The sequence below is a fragment of the Micromonospora sp. IBSANI012 genome (assembly GCF_052814045.1).
In genome coordinates this window covers 4,104,330-4,120,505 of record NZ_CP199933.1, presented here as the reverse complement: position 1 = coordinate 4,120,505, position 16,176 = coordinate 4,104,330, and the positions used below count along the sequence as shown (strand labels likewise).

The following is a 16,176-nucleotide window of genomic DNA, read 5'->3' as shown; positions in this document are numbered from 1 at the left end:
CCTGAGCGGTCCGGCGTCAGCGGAGGAGCACGCCGATGCGGCGCAGCCACGACTCGACGGCCGGGCCGGCGTCTGCCGCTTCTTCACCCCGGACGGCGAGACCCTCCCGGAGGGTCGCGCCCGGGCATGAGGCGGTGTAGTCGCGTTCGGTGGTGCCGAGGCCGCTCATCGCGTGCGTGGTGAACGGATGGATGGTCTTGCCGGTGAGGTTCAGGCCCTCGACGAAGGCCGACATGATCATCGGCGCTCGGACGTTCCAGATCGGGCTGCCCAGCAGCACCGTGTCGTAGCGCTCGACCGAGGCCAGCGGGTTCGCCACGGCGGGTCGGGCGTCGGCGTCCTGTTCGCGGACATTGCGGTCGACCGTCGCCGAGTAGTCGTCGGGATAGGGATCGGCGGCCTGGATGCGGTGCACGTCGCAGTTGATGAGCCGGCTGATCATCTGCGCGACGACCTCGGTGTTGCCGATCGTCAGGCGCCTTCGTCCGCCGTAGTGGTAGTTCTCGCCCGCACGGGAGAAGTAGGCCAGCAGCACGGTGCCTCCGGGGGAGCGGGGCCGGCTGGCGGCGGGCCGGGGCTCGTCCCCGGCCCGCCGGGAAGCGGTGCAGCCGCTCACCGTGGCACCGACCGCCGCGCCGGCGACCCCGAGCAGGGCACCCCGGACAACCGCGCGTCGCGGCACCCTGCTCGCCTGGTCGTCAGCCACTTCGCCACCGCCTCAGTCGTGGATCCGGACGCTGCTGATCCGGCTGACCATGGCCGGGTCGCGGTGGTCGAAGAACAGCGACGCGCCGGTGTCCATGCCCGCGATGCGCGCCATCTGCTCGTCGGTGAGCGCGAAGTCGAAGATGTCGATGTTCTGCGCCATCCGCTCGGCGCGCACGGACTTCGGGATCACCACGACGCCGCGCTGAACGAGCCACCGCAGGACGACCTGGGCCACGGACTTGCCGTAGCCGGCGCCGATCTCGGTCAGGACCGGGTCGGAGAACAGGTTGTTCCTGCCCTCGGCGAACGGCCCCCAGGACTCAATCTGCACCCCGCGCTCGCGCATGATCTCCTGGTCGGCCGTGCGCTGGAAGAACGGGTGCGTCTCGATCTGGTTGACAGCCGGGGTGACGTCGTGGTGCTCGATCAGGTCGACCAGGCGGTCCGGGTGGAAGTTCGACACGCCGATCGCCCTGACCCGGCCCTCCCGGTTCAGGCGCTCCATGGCGCGCCACGAGCCGTACACGTCGCCGAACGGCTGGTGGATCAGGTGCAGGTCGAGGTGGTCCAGGCCGAGGCGCTCCAGCGACGCGTCGAAGGCCCGCCGGGTGTTCTCCTCGCCGGTGTCCTGGACCCACAGCTTGGTGGTGACGACCAGCTCCTCCCGTGGGATGCCGCTCTTGAGGATCGCGCGTCCGACGGCCTCCTCGTTGCCGTAGGCGGCAGCGGTGTCGAGGAGCCGGTAGCCGGCGGCCAGGGCGTCCGCCACGGCCTGCTCGGTCTGCTCTGCGGGGATCTGGTAGACGCCGAAGCCGAGGATGGGCATCTGCACGCCGTTGTTCAGCGTGACCTGCGGAATGTCGATGGACATGAGGTGACCTTTCCTTTTCAGCGGTCGATGAGTCGCTGCAGCTGCTCGGGGTAGCGGTCGCCGTGAACCTCGATCTTCGTGACCGCGTCCGCGATCTCGGCGAGGTCGTCGGCGGTCAGCTCGAGCTTGGCGGCACCGACGTTCTCCTGTAGGCGCCGCGGGTTGCGGGTGCCCGGGATCGGCACGATCCACGGCCTCTGTGCGAGCAGCCAGGCGAGCGCCACCTGCGCGGGTGTGGCGTACCTCCGGGCGGCGACCGTGCCGAGCAGGTCGACCAGGGCCTGGTTGGCCTGCCGCGCCTCGGGCGCGAAGCGGGGGATGCTGCTGCGGATGTCCGAGCCGGCGAACGTCGCGCTCTGCTCGATCGTGCCGGTGAGGAATCCCCTGCCAAGCGGGCTGAACGGGACGAAGCCGATGCCGAGCTCCTCCAGCGTCGGTAGGATCTCGGCTTCGGGCTCGCGCCACCACAGGGAGTACTCGCTCTGCAGGGCCGTGACGGGCTGTACGGCGTGGGCCCGGCGGATGGTCCGCACACCGGCTTCGGACAGGCCGAAGTGCTTCACCTTTCCGGCCTGGATCAGGTCCCTGACCGCTCCGGCGACGTCCTCGATGGGCACGTCCGGGTCGACGCGGTGCTGGTAGAACAGATCGATCGACTCCACGCCGAGCCGCTGCAGGGAGGCATCGGCGACCTGCCTGATGTGCTCGGGCCGACTGTTCAGACCGGCCTGCCGGCCGTCGGCGTCGAACGCGAACCCGAACTTGGTGGCGATCGCGACCTGGCCGCGGAACGGGGCGAGGGCCTCGCCGACGAGTTCCTCGTTGACGAACGGGCCGTACACCTCGGCGGTGTCGAAGAACGTGACGCCGTGTTCCACGGCGGCGCGGATGACCGCGATGCCGTCCGCACGGTTCGCGGCGGGGCCGAGGCCGGAACTGATGCCCATGCAGCCGAGCCCGAGGGCCGACACCTCCAGGCCGGCGCCGAGGATGCGCTTGTCCACAGTCGTGATCCTTCCGTAGGTGAACGTGTCGTGCGGGCTGCTTGCAGGGGCGGGCGGCGGGCACCATCCAGAGAACCCCCAACGCTCGCGCCGTGGCAGTGCCTGCTGAGACCGGTACTGACAGAACCTCCCAGACAGCGCCGGGTCCGCCGTCGACAGAGCGCGCCAGGCGCACAGTGAACATCTTGTAGCTAACCTTCTTGACTGCTCATTCATATGTAGCTAAGTTTCAGCCACCCGGACTGAGAGGTCGTCGTCTATGAAGACCCGATCCGTCACCGCGACCGTCCTGGTGGCCACCCTGGTGACCACCCTCGCGCCGCTCCCCGTCCACGCCTCGGCCGAGCCCGCGCGCCCGCCCACCGCCGAGCAGGGCTGGGTGACCTCGACGCTGCGGCACATGAGCCTGGCGCAGAAGGTCGGGCAGCTCTTCTCCACCTACGTCTACGGCAGTGACGCCACCGAGCCGACGGCCGCCGACCGCGCCGCGAACCGCGCCGCGTTCGGCGTCGAGACTCCGGCCGAGGTCATCGACCGGTTCCACCTCGGCGGCGTCTGCTACTTCTCCTGGTCCCACAACCTGGACAGTCCCCGTCAGATCGCCGGCCTCTCCAACGGTCTCCAGCGGGCCGCCCTCGGCGACGGCAGCAAGGGGCGCGTCCCCCTGCTCATCTCCACCGACCAGGAGCAGGGCACGGTGCTGCGCATGCCCGCTCCCGCCGCGCAGTTCCCCGGCGCGATGGCGCTGGGCGCCGGGCGCTCACCGCAGGACGCGCGCACGTCGGCGGAGATCACCGGGCGGGAGCTGCGCGCGGTGGGCATCCACCAGCCGTACGCGCCGATCGCCGACGTCAACGTCAACCCCGGCAACCCGGTCATCGGGGTACGGTCCTTCGGCGCCGATCCCACCCTGGTGGCCGAGCTGACCGCCGCGCAGGTCGCCGGGTTCCAGGACGGCGCCGGCGTGACCGCGGTGGCCAAGCACTTCCCCGGCCATGGCGACACGGCCACCGACAGCCACACCGGCCTGCCGGTGATCAACCACAGCCGGGCGGAGTGGGACCGGATCGACGCGCCGCCGTTCCGGCGGGCGATCAGCGCGGGCGTCGACTCGATCATGACCGCGCACATCGTGGTGCCCGCGCTCGACCCGTCCGGCGACCCCGCGACGTTGTCGCCGACGATCCTCACCGGCGTGCTGCGTGGTGAACTCGGCTTCCGGGGAGTCATCGTCACCGACGCGCTGAACATGGCCGGCGTGCGGCAGAAGTACGGCGACGAGCGGGTGCCCGTACTGGCGATCAAGGCCGGCGCCGACCAGTTGCTGATGCCGCCGAACCTCGCGCTGGCGCGGGACGCGGTGCTGCGGGCCGTCGCCACGGGCGAGCTGACCGAGCGGCGGATCGACGAGTCGGTGCGGCGCATCCTCGGCATGAAGTACCGGCAGGGGCTGGCCCGGTCGCCGCTGGTCGACGTCGAGGAGGCGGTACGGACGGTCGGGGCGCCGGAGCACCTCGCCGCCGTCACCCAGGTCACCGACCCGACGCTCACCGCGGTGCGCAACGACGCCGGGCTGCTGCCGCTGGCCGGCACCAACCGGTCGGTGCTGGTCACCGGCTGGAACACCGCGGCCTTCGCTCCGATCGCGACGGTCGCCGACGGGTTCACCGCCCGCGGCGCCCGGGCCACCGCCCGGCCGGCGACGCTGCCGTCCGACGCGGTGATCGCCGCGACGGCCACCCAGGCGGCGGAGCACGACCTCACCGTCGTGCTGGTCAACAAGGCGTGGGACACCACCATCACCGATCCGCGGGCCACCCAGCAGCGTCTCGTCGCGGCGCTGCTCGCCACCGGAAAACCCGTGGTGGTGGTGGCGGTGCGGGACCCCTACGACATCGCCCACCTGCCAGGCGTGACCACCTATCTGGCGACCTACTCGTACACCCGGGCGGCGATGGACGCGCTCGTCCGCGCGCTGCACGGCGAGCTGTCCCCCCGGGGGCGGCTGCCCGTCACGATCCCCACGGCCGAGGGCGCGGGCACCGTGCTCTACCCCTACGGCCACGGCCTGACCTGGTAGGAGGCAACCCATGCAGCGTAGGAATTTCCTCGCCGGCGCGGTCGGCGCGGGAGCGCTCGGCACCGGCGCGGGGGCGCTCGGCGTCGGTGCGGCCCTGGCGCCCGCGGCGGGCAGCCCCGGTGTCCGCCGGGTCCGCACCGGCCTGGACCAACTGGTGGCCTCCGATTTCGCCGTGCTCGCCGGTCAGCGGGTCGGCGTCGTCTCGAACCCGACCGGCGTCGACGGCGCCTACCGCCACCTCGTCGACCTGATGCACGGCTCGGGCCAGGTCCGGCTGGCCGCGGCGTTCGGCCCCGAGCATGGCTTCCGTGGCTCGGCCCAGGCCGGAGGCAGCGAGGGCACCGGCGCCGACGCGCGCACCGGCATCCCCGTCTACGACGCGTACGGCGCCTCGCAGGCCCGGTGGGAGACCATGTTCACCGAGGCGGGCGTGGACACGGTCCTCTTCGACATCCAGGACGTCGGCGTCCGCTTCTACACCTACATCTGGACCATGTACACCTCGATGGTCGCCGCGGCCCGGGTCGGCAAACGCTACGTCGTGCTGGACCGCCCGAACCCGATCGGCGGGCGGGCCTACGGGCCGATGATGACCGCGCCGTACACCTCGGGGGTCGGCCTCAAGGAGATCGTCCAGCAGCACGGGATGACCGTCGGGGAGCTGGCCCGGTTCTTCAACGGCACGTTCCTGCCCGTCGAAGCCGGGCGACCGGTGGACCTGCACGTGGTGCGGTGCGAGCACTGGAAGCGGGACCGCCTCGCCGCCGACACCGACGTGCCCTGGGTGATGCCGAGTCCGAACATGCCCACCCCGGACACCGCGCTGGTCTACCCGGGTACCGGCCTCTTCGAGGGCGTCGCGTCGATCACCGAAGGCCGCGGCACCTGCCGTCCGTTCGAGCTGATCGGCGGGCTGGCGACCGACTTCGACCACCACTGGAGTGACCGCCTCAACGCCCGCGACCTGCCCGGAGTCGAGTTCCGCGAGGCGTACTTCGCACCGACCTCGGCCGGGCAGAAGCCGGCGCTGTTGAACAAGCTCTGCGCCGGCGTCGAGGTCAAGGTCGTCGACCGGGCGGTGTACGACCCGATCCGTACCGCGGTGGCGATGCTGGTGGAGGCGCACAAGTACCCCGCGTTCGCCTGGCGGCGCGACTCCTGGGACGCCGTCCGCCCGTACTGGATCGACAAGCTCACCGGGTCGCCCCGCCTGCGTACCCAGATCGACGCCGGGGCCGACGTGGACGACGTCGTCGGCGCCTGGGCCGACGAACTGGCCGCGTTCGACCGCCAGCGCAAGCCCTACCTGCTCTACTGAGGAGTGCGGCCATGACCACGTCGTCCCGCCCGCTGCATCGTTCGCCCGCGCTCCGCCGGCTCGCGCTCGGCGTGGCCGTGGCCATCCTGGGCACGACCGCGCCGGCCGCCCCGGTGGCCGGCGCGCCGCTGCGCGACGAGGCCGGGCCGCCCGCCGTCACCCCCGCCGACATCCACTTCCGGCACGACACGCTGCGGCCCGGCAGCGCCCGCGAGGTCGGTCTGCTCCCCGCGCCCATGGATCGCCTCCCCGCCGACCTGGCGGCCTATCTCCAGCCGACGCCGGACCACCCCGGGTACCCGGCGTACGCGGGCGCGGTGGTCCTGGCGGCCAAGGACGGCGTGGTCGTGCAGCACGCCGCCGTGGGCACCGCGGTGCGGTACGCCGCCGTCGGACCGCCGCCCGGGCTGGTCGGGGTGGAACTTCCCGCCGACCAGCAGATCCCGATGCGGCCCGACACCGTCTTCGACCTGGCGTCGGTGTCGAAGCTGTTCACCACGATCGTCACCATGCAGCAGGTCGAGCGGGGGCGGGTGGACCTGGACGCCCCGGTCGCCCGCTACGTCCCGGAGTTCGCGGCCGGCGGCAAGGAGGCGGTCACGGTACGGATGCTGCTGACCCACACCTCGGGTCTGCCCGCCTTCACGCCACTGTGGAGCCGATACCCGACGCCGGCCGAGCGGTTCGCCGCCGCGCTGGCCACACCGTTGGCCGCCCCGCCCGGCACGCGCTACGTCTACTCCGACCTCGGCCTGATCGCGCTTGGCGTACTGGTGGAACGGGTGACCGGGCGGCCGTTGGCCGACCTGGTCCGCGACGGCGTCACCGCGCCACTGGGCATGACCGACACCGGCTACAACCCGGGGCCGGAGCTGCGGTCGCGGATCGCCGCCACCGAGTACCAACCGTACGCCGGGCGCGGCATGGTCTGGGGCGAGGTGCACGACGAGAACGCCTGGTCGCTCGGGGGCGTGGCCGGGCACGCCGGGGTCTTCTCCACCGCGGCCGACCTGTCGCTGCTCTGCCAGTCACTGCTCAACGGGGGCGAGTACCGCGGGCGACGGATCCTCCGGGCGGACACGGTGCGCGCGATGCTGGTCAACTACAACGCGCCGCTGGAGGCGGCCTACCCGGAGAGCGATCGCGGGCTCGGCTTCGAGCTCAACAAGCACTGGTACATGATGGGGCTCTCCTCCCCGGTGGCGTTCGGGCACACCGGCTTCACCGGCACGTCCATCGTCATCGACCCGCTCTCCCACTCGTTCGTCATCCTGCTGAGCAACCGGGTGCACCCCGACCGCGGCTGGGGCAGCAACAACGTCGCCCGGCGCGCGGTCGCGCGCGACCTCGCCGAGGCGATGCCGGTGCGGCCCCGGTCGCGGGAGGCCTGGCGGGCCGACCCGCGCGACCTCGCGACGGTCACCCTCACCGCCCCGCTGCGCCGGGCCGCGCAAGGCGGCGGCGCCGCGAGCTTCCTGCTCTGGTACGACACCGAGCCCCGCTACGACAGCACGCGGTTCGAGGTCTCCACCGACGGAGGCCGGACGTGGACTCCGGCACGGATGCTGCTGCGGCACGGGGACCGACGCTGGACCAGCGACGGCACGGTCACCGGCTACGGCGGCCGGGTCTGGTGGCAGGTCTCGGTGGTGCTGCCCGACCAGGCGACCCACCTGCGGTGGAGCAGCAGCACCGACGGCTCGGGCCAGGGTCGTGGCGTGTACGTCGACCGGGTCGTCGCGGGGGACCGGGACGGGATGCTCTTCGACGGCGAGGGCGTCGACGCCTCCCTCCTCGTCGCCGACGGGTGGTCACCCGCCCGCACCTGACCGGTTACCCACCACCTGCGGGTCTGTAGATTCCAGCAGGCGACCTCGTCCACGCCGATCACCACGAGCCAGCATCCCTCGCCTCGAAGCCGTCAAGGAGGCCTAGGTGCCACTTTCCAACGTCGACATCGTCCGCGCGGCGTTCGACGCCTACCTCGCGCAGGACCGCGACGCGGCGAACCAGCTGTTCGCGGAGGACCTGGTGTTCACGAGCCCGCAGGACGACCACATCGACCGGACCGCGTACTTCGAACGGTGCTTCCCCACGGCGGGTCGTCTGCACTCCCAGGAGCTCCTGGACGTCGTCGACGGCGACGGAGACGGTGTCTTCATCCTGTACGAGTACGAGCTGAAGACTGGCGACCGGCACCGCAATACGGAATACATCACGGTGCGCGATGGGCAGATCGTCGAGATCCAGGTCTTCTTCGGCGGGCGGGTGCGACAGACCTGACCACGCGCCCTGCTCAGCGCAGCCGGCGGATGTCGCCGTACGCCCGGTAGAACCCGCCTCGGCCGGACTCGCGGACCTCGGTCACCAGGTAGCGGGCGCCCGGCTCGCGGATGCCCTTGGGGAACTGCACCGACCAGTCGCGCCGGTAGCCGTCGGAAACCACCTGGACCCGCAGCCGCCCACGATCGTCCAGGCACTGCACGACGACGCCCGCGCCGGCGTCGCTGGTCACCTCGACCACCGTCGGCTCCACGGTCCGCGGTGCCTGGCGGGGCGCCTTGACGTCCAGCACCTGCGGCACGTCGCCGACCTGGGCCGCCCGGATCGCCGGCTCGCTGGCGTCGATGCAGGCCAGATGGCCGCCGGTGGTGACGACATAGAGCCGATCGTCGTGGTACTGCATGGAGTACGCCGAGCCGCAGCCGGTGCCGAGCTTCCACAGCCGGGTGCCCGCCGCGTCGAAGCAGTAGATCGAGGACTGGCTGTCGCCGGCGAAGACGTACCGGCCGCCCTCCGCGGTCGCACAGGAGAAGACCGGGGCGTCGCACCGGTAGCGGCGTTCGACCCGACCGTCCTTGGCCAGCCGCATCACCTCGCGGGTGCTCGTCCCGGCGAACACGCTGCCGCGCTCCTGCCACCCGAAGAGCACCGAGCCGGTGCTGGTGTGCCAGAGCTCGCGGCCGGTACGCCAGTCGAAGCCGGTCACCCCCTGGGAATGGCCGTGGTAGAGCGCGTCGGTGTCGCAGCGCACCATCCAGGCGGAGCGGCCCCGCCCGGGCCGGCGCCAGAGGAACTCGTCCTCGTGGTCGATGGCGGCGATCCCGCCGTCGGCGTCCGAGACCCCCAGGACGCCGTCGTGGATGTCCAGCCAGTAGATGTCGATCTCCGGCGCGATCGCGTACGCCACCCGGGGCACCTTGCCGGAGAGGTCGTAGACGTTGCCGTCGTCGCAGCCGGCGTAGATCCAGGCGTCGTCGGCGACGATGCACTTCACCCCGTCGGGGAGGCGGACCTGGCTGCGCACCTGGGCGTCGTGGCCGAGGGTGGTGATCACCCCGTGCTCGTTGCCCACCATGCAGTGCTGCCCGTCGACGAAGATGCCGAAGGCGGGGGCACCGGAGTTGTAGCGCCACAGCACCGGGGCGGTGCGGGCGGTGGAGCGGGTGCTGACGATCTGCCGCCGGGAGACGCTGCGCTTCTTTCTGACGCCGGGGACCGCCGGGGCGTACCCCTTGCGGACCTTCTCCCCGATCTTCTTCGCCGCGGCCGCCCGGGCCCGCGCGTTGTCCGGATAGGCACTTGCCTTGACCTGCCCCTGGTCGCCGATCCGGCCGTAGCGCACGGTCAGCGTGGCGTCCTCGACGACGACCTCGTAGAACTTGTGTGCACCGTCCACTTCGGACAGTTCGAGGTAGGTCGTCTCCTGCGACATGGGGGCCTCCGAGGGGTCAGCGACCGGCCCGACGTGGCCGGCGCGGCGACAGTGACCACACGCTAACCGCCGCCCCCGACAAGATCGGCGGGGTTGACGAGCCGCTGGTGGCGGCCCGTCAACCCCGATCCGTGGCCACCAGGGCTCGGGTTACCTACCGCCCCGGTGCACGACTAACGCGAGGTCCCGCGAAGCACCTCGACGACGAAGCGGTGGTCGTCCAGTTGCGGAAGTCCGGAGACGCCGAACCAGCCCACCACGCCGGTGCCGCGAACGCGCAGTGGCACCGCGCCCCCGGCAGCCGCGTACTTCGCGGCCGGCAGTCCGAATCTCTCCGCGAGGGTCACCTGCTTGTCCTGGCACAGCCGTGCCATGTACAGCGACGAGTGCTCGAACCGCATCACGACTCGTCCCTTGCGACGCAGCCACCCGTCGTTGTCCAGCGTCGAACCGGGCAAGCCGCAGTGGAACAACTGGCGCCCGGTCCGCCACACGCCCACCGAGATCGGCAGGTCCCGCTCTCTCGCGGCGGCGACCGCCCGCATCCCCAACTCGTACGCGTCCGACTCCGACAGGGCCGGAAGCTCCAACTCGCCCTCCTCGCGCAGCAACTCCTCCAGCGTCGGCCACGCGTCATGGTCAAGTGGCATACGTACCTCTTCTTGGTCGAGTGGCGGACTGCGCCGGGTTCGGTGTCCGTGCTCGTTGATTGTCGCAAACCGGATGGGTGCCACCTCCGCGATGGGCGAGACGCCGGCGACACGTGTGCACATGATCAATGTCGGTGCTGAGGCGTAACCTCGGCCCGGTGAGGATCCGACCCGGGAGGGACCCCGATGGCTGACGCCGATGATGTCCGCCGGATAGCCCTGGCCCTGCCGCACGTGGTGGAGATCGACAGCGAGGGCTTCGACTTCCGGGTCGCCGACAAGGGCTTCGTCTGGTCCTACCCCGAGCGCCGGCCGGGGAAGCCACGGGTGATCCGGACCGACATCGCGGTGCTGTTCGTCGGCGACGAGGCCGAGAAGCAGGCTCTCCTCCTCGGCGAGCCCGACCTCTTCTTCACCACACCCGGCTACGAGGGGTGGCCGCTGGTGATGCTGCGACTGGCCAAGGTCGATGTCGAGCGCCTGCGCGAGCTGGTGACCGATGCGTGGCGGATGCGGGCCCCGGACACGCTCGTCAGCGACCGTTGACGGCCGCCTGACCGGCGCGGTGCCGCGTCCACCGTGCTCTCCGGGCCCGGGCAACGCGGGCGGGTGTCCAGCGCGGCGCGGTGGCGGCCCAGGCGGGACGTCGGTCGTCGTCGATCGTGAGAGTGGCCAACAGCCCTGGGTGGTCGGTCGCCCCGTGCATGCCTATCGACCTGCCGCAACAGATCGTGACGTCGGTTGTCACCATGATCTGTTGCACCGCGCCGTCGTCGATCCGCAGGTAGCCCGGCGGCACGCAGGACCGCACGTCGGGGGGCGTCGCCGTGCCGGAGGTTGAGGTCGCCGCTCAGCACGGTGGGCGCGTATCCGGTGCTCCTGCGGATCATCGGTACGACCGTGTCGAGCAGGTGGGCGCACTGGGCGAGCGCGACGGTGGGCACTGGTGGCCGCCAGGTGTGTGGTGCAGGCGTGCAGCACGCCGGCGACGTGGACGCAGAGCCAGGGTCTTTCCTCGGGGTCCGTGACATCCTGCGTCGGGTGGATCCCGCTGTGCACCGTGTGCTCCGGGTACGGCGCGGCGAGGTGGGTCAGTAGCCCGACGCCGTACGGCTGCCCGTTGCGGCACTCGGTGACGGCGCCGGTAGGGCGGTCACCGGCAGCCTTGAAGGCGGAGACGACTGTGCCGCCGCCGTGGACGGCCGCGAACACGCGCTCCAGCGCGGCCACGTCGTCCTGACAGATCTCGTTGAGGGTGACCAGGTCGGGCAGCTCGGCGCCGATCACCTCCGCGGCCTCGGTCACCGATCGGCCCGTGTAGCAGCCGGCCCGGCCGCTGTTGCAGAGGTTCAGCTGGAGCACCCGCAGGGCGGTGGACCCGGTGACGCCGGCCACCGACGATCCGGCCGGCAACCCGGCCACGGCGATCAGGCACACCACGACCAGGGCCGGGCGGAGAGCTCGGTACGAACGATCAGCCCCGCGCCGACGGAGGAATCCGACCAGGGCCCGACCGCGCGGCGGACGGCACCTGCGGGGGCGGGGGACGTCGGCGGCGGGCTGCTCGGACATGCGGACTCCGGGTGGGGGAGGACGTGTCTTCGCCGGGTGCCAGCGATCTTACTGCTGCCGATCGGTCGCCGGACCCTGTGCAGGCCGGGGTGTTCCGACCGCCGGCAACGCGGAGTTGGTCCACGGCAGGCCCGGTGGGCTCGCGACCGGTAGCCCGACCGGGTGAACGGCGCTCGCGCGGGGACCCCCGGCGACGGGTGCACCGGCATGCTGCCTTCGACGATGCGGTGCCCGCAGACACCGGGGTGGAGAGGATTCCAGATGGCAGACGGCGACGTGCCGGAGCAGATGCAGGCCACGGCCTTCGACGAGTTCGGCGGTCCGGAGGTGATCACCCCGCGTATCCTGCCGGTGCCGCAGATCGCCGACGACGAAGTTCTGATCAAGGTGTGGAGCGCCGGCGTCGGGGTGTGGGACGCCATGACACGGGAGGGCGCGCTGGTGCCCGAGGGAAGCACCTTCCCGATCGTGCCCGGCGCCGAGGCCGCCGGCAGCGTCGCCGCCGTCGGACGGCAGGTCACCAACGTCGCCGTGGGCGACGTGATCTACGTGTACGGCTACACCCGGCCGAAGGGCGGCTTCTACGCCGAGTACGCGGCAACCAAGGCCGAGTACGTCGCGAAGCTGCCGGCCGGCCTGCCGGTGGAGCATGCAGGCGCCATGCCCACCGACGCGCTGACCGCCCTGACGGGCCTGGACGTGCTGGGCCTCTCCGCCGGCGCATGGTTGCTGATCTTCGGGGCGAGTGGGGGACAGGGTCACCTGGCCGTGCAGTTGGCCAAGCGGCAGGGGCTCAACGTGGTCGCCGTGGCGTCCGGGGCGGAGGGCGTGGCGCTGGTGAGCCGGCTCGGCGCCGATCTGGCCGTCGACGGTCACGGTGACCTCGCCGAGGTGCTCGGGCGGATCCGGGAGGTGGCGCCGGACGGCGTGGACGGCCTGCTGGCGATGGCCGGTGGGAAGACGCTGGACAAGCTCACCGAGGCGCTGCGCGACGGCGGCGTGCTCGGGTACCCCCACGGCGTGCAACCGGAACCGGGCGAGCGGCCCGGTGTGACGATCAAGGCGTACGACGGCGAGACCGGGCCCCGGCAGTTGCAGCGCCTCAACGAGCTCATCGAGGCCGGACCGTTCGAGGTGCACGTCGCCGAGAAGTTCCCGCTGGGGAAGGCGGCGGAGGCGCACCGTCGCCTGCAGACCTCCTTCGCGGGCAAACTGCTGCTCACGGTGGCCTGACAGCCGGCCGCGGCTCACCGAGGTCCAGCGTGGAGCTTGGTCCCGGAAATCATCGAGCCCGCAATTCGGGGTAACCCAGCTGGATTGATGTCGGGGTCGAGAACATTTCCGGCTCTTCACAGTTGAGGGGGTAATCGCTGGCTGGATGTTGGCTGGCGCGTCGGTCCCGGGGCAGCGATGCGCAAACGCAGCCGGAGGCCCGAACTTGTGTCACCGTTCGCAGTGGACTTCTTCGCGTACCCGCTCAGATCGGTCAACGGCGCACCCGATAGCGCAGATGAAGCACCCGGTTGCCCTGAATCACCACGTCAGGATCCTCCAACAGGTGCTGCGCGTGGACCGACCCGAAGTAGCGCTTGCCGGACCCGAACACGACGGGTACGACGTCCATGCGCACCTCGTCGACCAGGCCTGCGGCAAGCACCTGGCCACCGACCTCGCCAGCGGCGACCTCGACCATGCGGTCACCCGCAAGCTCCTGCGCCTTGGCCACGGCTGCCTCGACGCCGTCGACGAAGTGGAACGGCGCCTCGGGGTCCCAGCCCTCGGGCTTCGGCCGGTGCGTCACGACGACCACGTGGTCGATCCCGCCCGGAGGCTTCCCGTCCCAGCCGTCCGTCATGTCGAAGACGTGGCGGCCGACGATTGTCGCCCCGATCTGGTCCCAGTACGGCCGGGTGTAGTCGTAAGACGTCTGCGACACCTTCAACTCGCCGCTCTCGTCCAACGGCACGTCACCGCTGGACAACCAGTCGAACAGCGGGCCGGGCTGGTCATTCTCGTCCGCGACGAAGCCGTCCACCGACACCGAGCTGTACATGACTACTTTGCCCATGGGGCGCTCCTCTGCTTTGGGATGCCTCCATATTGGCGTGTCGTGAGCTGTCGCTCTTGTAAGAAATCAATCGGCCGGCAGCGGCCAGCTGTCCAGCACGTGGCCGGGATGCTCGCGCAGGAACTGCCGCCGGACTTCGACGTACCGGGTCGGCGTGAGCCCGGTGAACGCCCGGAACTCGTGGCCGAAGTGGGCCTGGTCGAAGTAGCCTGCGCGACCGGCGAGGTCGCCCCAGTCGATCGGTTCGGCGGGGTTGATCGAGAACACGGTGGCGGCGAAGCGGTAGGTGCGGGCCAGCCGCTTCGGCGTGACGCCGATGAGCTCCTTGAACCGCTGTGCCAGATGAGTGCTGCTGACACCGGCTGCCACCCTCAGGTCGCCGATCGCCACCGCCCCGCTGGTCGCCGCGATGACGCTGCTCGTATGGCGGACCAGTCCCAGGCCGGCGGTCTCGCACAGCCGTCGTGTCAGCTCTTCCTCGAGCAGCGTCAGCATCTCGTGCGGTCCGTCCGCCGTGGCCAGCCGGTCTCGCAGCTCAGCAATGGCGGGCCGGCCCCAAACCTGCTCTACCGTCACCGGCCGGTCACACAGCTCGGCCGCGGGCATCGGCAGGAACGGCGCCAGCCCCCACGGCTTGAAGTGCACGCCGACGGACCGGGTCCGGAGTGGGTAGCCGAACTCCAACGCGCGGGTGGGCATGGTGACCACGCAGCCGTCGGCGTACTCGGCCGGCTCGATGTCGGTGCCGGCGCGGATGCGGAACGGCGCCCCGAGGTTGACGATGAGCAACGCCGCCGGCATCGGCGGCAGCGTCAGCCGGGCGTACGGCGACGCACCCTCCAGGTAGTAAAGGTCGTCGATCAGCCCGTCCAGCGGCGGTCGCGGCACTCTGGACACGTACTCCACGCCCACAGTATCGCCGACGCCCCGCCGGCATCGCCCTCGGCTTCCGCAACCTCACCCACTGCATCGCCAGGGCACTCCTCGAAACCGGCGGATTCAGACCCCAACTACACCCCGCTTTGTGAAGAGCCACATTTCCGCGCCGCGGAAAGCGGGGACCGGCTCCGGGAGCTGCCTGAGGCCGAGCGGGGCGGGTTGCCGCGTAACGATCGCCATTATTTCGCCGGCACGACGAAAACATTCGCAACCGAACTCCCCGGGGCGGCTCGTCCACCGGTGATTTCGGCGGTGGAGGCGCCCTAGCCATTTCCTTTCTCGTGGCGGTCGGTGGCGGTGATCGCGTCGGACGTGCGGCAGGTATCGAAAGTGAACGGGCGGCACGTCGGCACTCGCCGAGCGGCGTTCGATCCTCGTCGCCTTCGGTGCGCTGCCGAGGGACGACGGTCAGCGTCGCCGGCAGCGAATATGTGGACGAGAAGAATTCGCTGCGACAATCGTGAAATCGTGCGGAGCGGCGCCGAAGTGAAGCAGGACACATCCGTCGGCGCTGTTCTGTCGGCGGCGTCGGCGTTGAACAGCGAAAGTGCGCTCTCATGCCGGTCGCCGCGTCTCCGGAACCCGCCCGGACCTCCTTGACGGCGTATCCGTGATGCGATCTCATCGGGGCCGGCGCCGACGAATCATCAAACGGTCGGCGCCGTCCGGCGTTCCCGTCATCGTGGTCGTGCCATTCACCCGCGGCGCGCGACCACGGTGGACGCCGCCCATTTGGCCCGCCCGATCGGTAGGCCCTTTCGAAAGGGAGTGCACAATGACGTCACTCGGTGTCAGGATGCTCGGTGCGGTCGCCGTCACCGGCATCGCTGTCGCGGCTGGCGCCTCACCCGCGACGGCCTCCGTTGACAGCGACTTCGCACTGGAGAGCGCCCGGGTCACCGCCTACGGCAGCTACGAGATGATGATGAGCATCCCGGAGCGGCCGGTACCGCCGGTGGCGGTCAACGGGACGCTCGCGGTCAACGCTCCGGGGCGGTGCGGCGTGGTCCAGATCGCCACCAACGGGCCGGCCGACGAGCTCGTCTGGCGGACCTTCGCCGCGCTGTGCACTCCTGGTAAGACGACCGTCCAGACCCGTTCCGAGTTGCTGTGGGGTGGGTTCAAGCCACGGCTCCGGCTGTGCGTCGGCACCACGGTGGCCCGGGCGGAGCGTGGCCGGGTCTGCGACACGTACACCCCGCCGGTCGACTGACCCGGACCGCGCAGCACGGCCCGGGCCGCGCAACCAGC

Annotated in this window: 15 protein-coding genes; 7 read left to right on the top strand and 8 right to left on the bottom strand. The window is 71.0% G+C overall.

Translation table 11 applies throughout. From position 1 onward, the window contains the following. Positions 1 to 16 precede the first annotated feature (16 nt). The 3 genes from ACTWM8_RS19025 to ACTWM8_RS19015 all read right to left on the bottom strand — a co-directional run bounded on the left by ACTWM8_RS19025 (position 17) and on the right by ACTWM8_RS19015 (position 2,799). Positions 17 to 535 (bottom strand): flavodoxin, encoded by a 519-nt coding sequence (locus tag ACTWM8_RS19025; RefSeq protein ID WP_446210219.1) that lies wholly within the window; start codon positions 533 to 535, stop codon positions 17 to 19. A gap of 183 nt (positions 536 to 718) precedes the next feature. Further along, positions 719 to 1,579, bottom strand: coding sequence for an aldo/keto reductase (locus ACTWM8_RS19020; protein ID WP_446210218.1), 861 nt, complete (start codon positions 1,577 to 1,579; stop codon positions 719 to 721). Between the two features lie 17 nt (positions 1,580 to 1,596). After that, entirely contained in the window at positions 1,597 to 2,799 is a 1,203-nt protein-coding gene (locus tag ACTWM8_RS19015) for an aldo/keto reductase (RefSeq protein WP_446210217.1), read from the bottom strand. A 43-nt stretch (positions 2,800 to 2,842) separates the two neighbouring features. On the opposite strand from ACTWM8_RS19015, the gene ACTWM8_RS19010 reads away from it, so the two are divergent. The 4 genes from ACTWM8_RS19010 to ACTWM8_RS18995 all read left to right on the top strand — a co-directional run bounded on the left by ACTWM8_RS19010 (position 2,843) and on the right by ACTWM8_RS18995 (position 8,264). Next, positions 2,843 to 4,663: a glycoside hydrolase family 3 protein gene (locus ACTWM8_RS19010; protein ID WP_446210216.1), complete on the top strand. Its 1,821-nt coding sequence runs from the start codon at positions 2,843 to 2,845 to the stop codon at positions 4,661 to 4,663. A 10-nt stretch (positions 4,664 to 4,673) separates the two neighbouring features. Further along, positions 4,674 to 5,981 (top strand): exo-beta-N-acetylmuramidase NamZ family protein, encoded by a 1,308-nt coding sequence (locus ACTWM8_RS19005; RefSeq protein WP_446210215.1) that lies wholly within the window; start codon positions 4,674 to 4,676, stop codon positions 5,979 to 5,981. An 11-nt stretch (positions 5,982 to 5,992) separates the two neighbouring features. Next, positions 5,993 to 7,810: a serine hydrolase gene (locus ACTWM8_RS19000; RefSeq protein ID WP_446210214.1), complete on the top strand. Its 1,818-nt coding sequence runs from the start codon at positions 5,993 to 5,995 to the stop codon at positions 7,808 to 7,810. 106 nt (positions 7,811 to 7,916) lie between these two features. Then, positions 7,917 to 8,264, top strand: coding sequence for a nuclear transport factor 2 family protein (locus tag ACTWM8_RS18995; RefSeq protein WP_446210213.1), 348 nt, complete (start codon positions 7,917 to 7,919; stop codon positions 8,262 to 8,264). Between the two features lie 13 nt (positions 8,265 to 8,277). Here the strand turns inward: ACTWM8_RS18995 and ACTWM8_RS18990 are convergent, their stop codons facing one another. Then, positions 8,278 to 9,696, bottom strand: a complete 1,419-nt coding sequence (locus tag ACTWM8_RS18990) for a WGR domain-containing protein (RefSeq protein WP_446210212.1) — start codon at positions 9,694 to 9,696, stop codon at positions 8,278 to 8,280. Between the two features lie 173 nt (positions 9,697 to 9,869). Continuing rightward, positions 9,870 to 10,346 (bottom strand): heme-degrading domain-containing protein, encoded by a 477-nt coding sequence (locus ACTWM8_RS18985; protein ID WP_446210211.1) that lies wholly within the window; start codon positions 10,344 to 10,346, stop codon positions 9,870 to 9,872. Positions 10,347 to 10,532: 186 nt separating this feature from the next. Here ACTWM8_RS18985 and ACTWM8_RS18980 point away from each other — a divergent pair, with 186 nt between their 5' ends. Then, complete coding sequence (locus ACTWM8_RS18980; protein ID WP_446210210.1) at positions 10,533 to 10,892, top strand: MmcQ/YjbR family DNA-binding protein; 360 nt, start codon at positions 10,533 to 10,535, stop codon at positions 10,890 to 10,892. Positions 10,893 to 11,090: 198 nt separating this feature from the next. On the opposite strand, the gene ACTWM8_RS18975 is transcribed toward ACTWM8_RS18980, so the two are convergent. After that, on the bottom strand, positions 11,091 to 11,918 hold the full coding sequence (locus ACTWM8_RS18975) for a hypothetical protein (RefSeq protein ID WP_446210209.1): 828 nt from the start codon (positions 11,916 to 11,918) through the stop codon (positions 11,091 to 11,093). A 261-nt stretch (positions 11,919 to 12,179) separates the two neighbouring features. Between ACTWM8_RS18975 and ACTWM8_RS18970 the strand changes: the two genes are divergently transcribed. Continuing rightward, positions 12,180 to 13,151 (top strand): quinone oxidoreductase family protein, encoded by a 972-nt coding sequence (locus ACTWM8_RS18970; RefSeq protein WP_446210208.1) that lies wholly within the window; start codon positions 12,180 to 12,182, stop codon positions 13,149 to 13,151. Positions 13,152 to 13,404: 253 nt separating this feature from the next. Here ACTWM8_RS18970 and ACTWM8_RS18965 read toward each other — a convergent pair whose 3' ends face one another. After that, positions 13,405 to 13,986 carry a dihydrofolate reductase family protein gene (locus ACTWM8_RS18965; protein WP_446210207.1) on the bottom strand — a complete coding sequence of 194 codons (582 nt, stop codon included), beginning with the start codon at positions 13,984 to 13,986 and terminating at the stop codon, positions 13,405 to 13,407. Positions 13,987 to 14,052: 66 nt separating this feature from the next. Then, the gene (locus tag ACTWM8_RS18960; protein ID WP_446210206.1) at positions 14,053 to 14,892 is read right to left on the bottom strand and encodes a helix-turn-helix domain-containing protein; all 840 of its coding nucleotides are present in this window, start codon (positions 14,890 to 14,892) and stop codon (positions 14,053 to 14,055) included. A gap of 808 nt (positions 14,893 to 15,700) precedes the next feature. Between ACTWM8_RS18960 and ACTWM8_RS18955 the strand changes: the two genes are divergently transcribed. Next, positions 15,701 to 16,138: a hypothetical protein gene (locus tag ACTWM8_RS18955; protein ID WP_446210205.1), complete on the top strand. Its 438-nt coding sequence runs from the start codon at positions 15,701 to 15,703 to the stop codon at positions 16,136 to 16,138. Positions 16,139 to 16,176 lie beyond the last annotated feature (38 nt).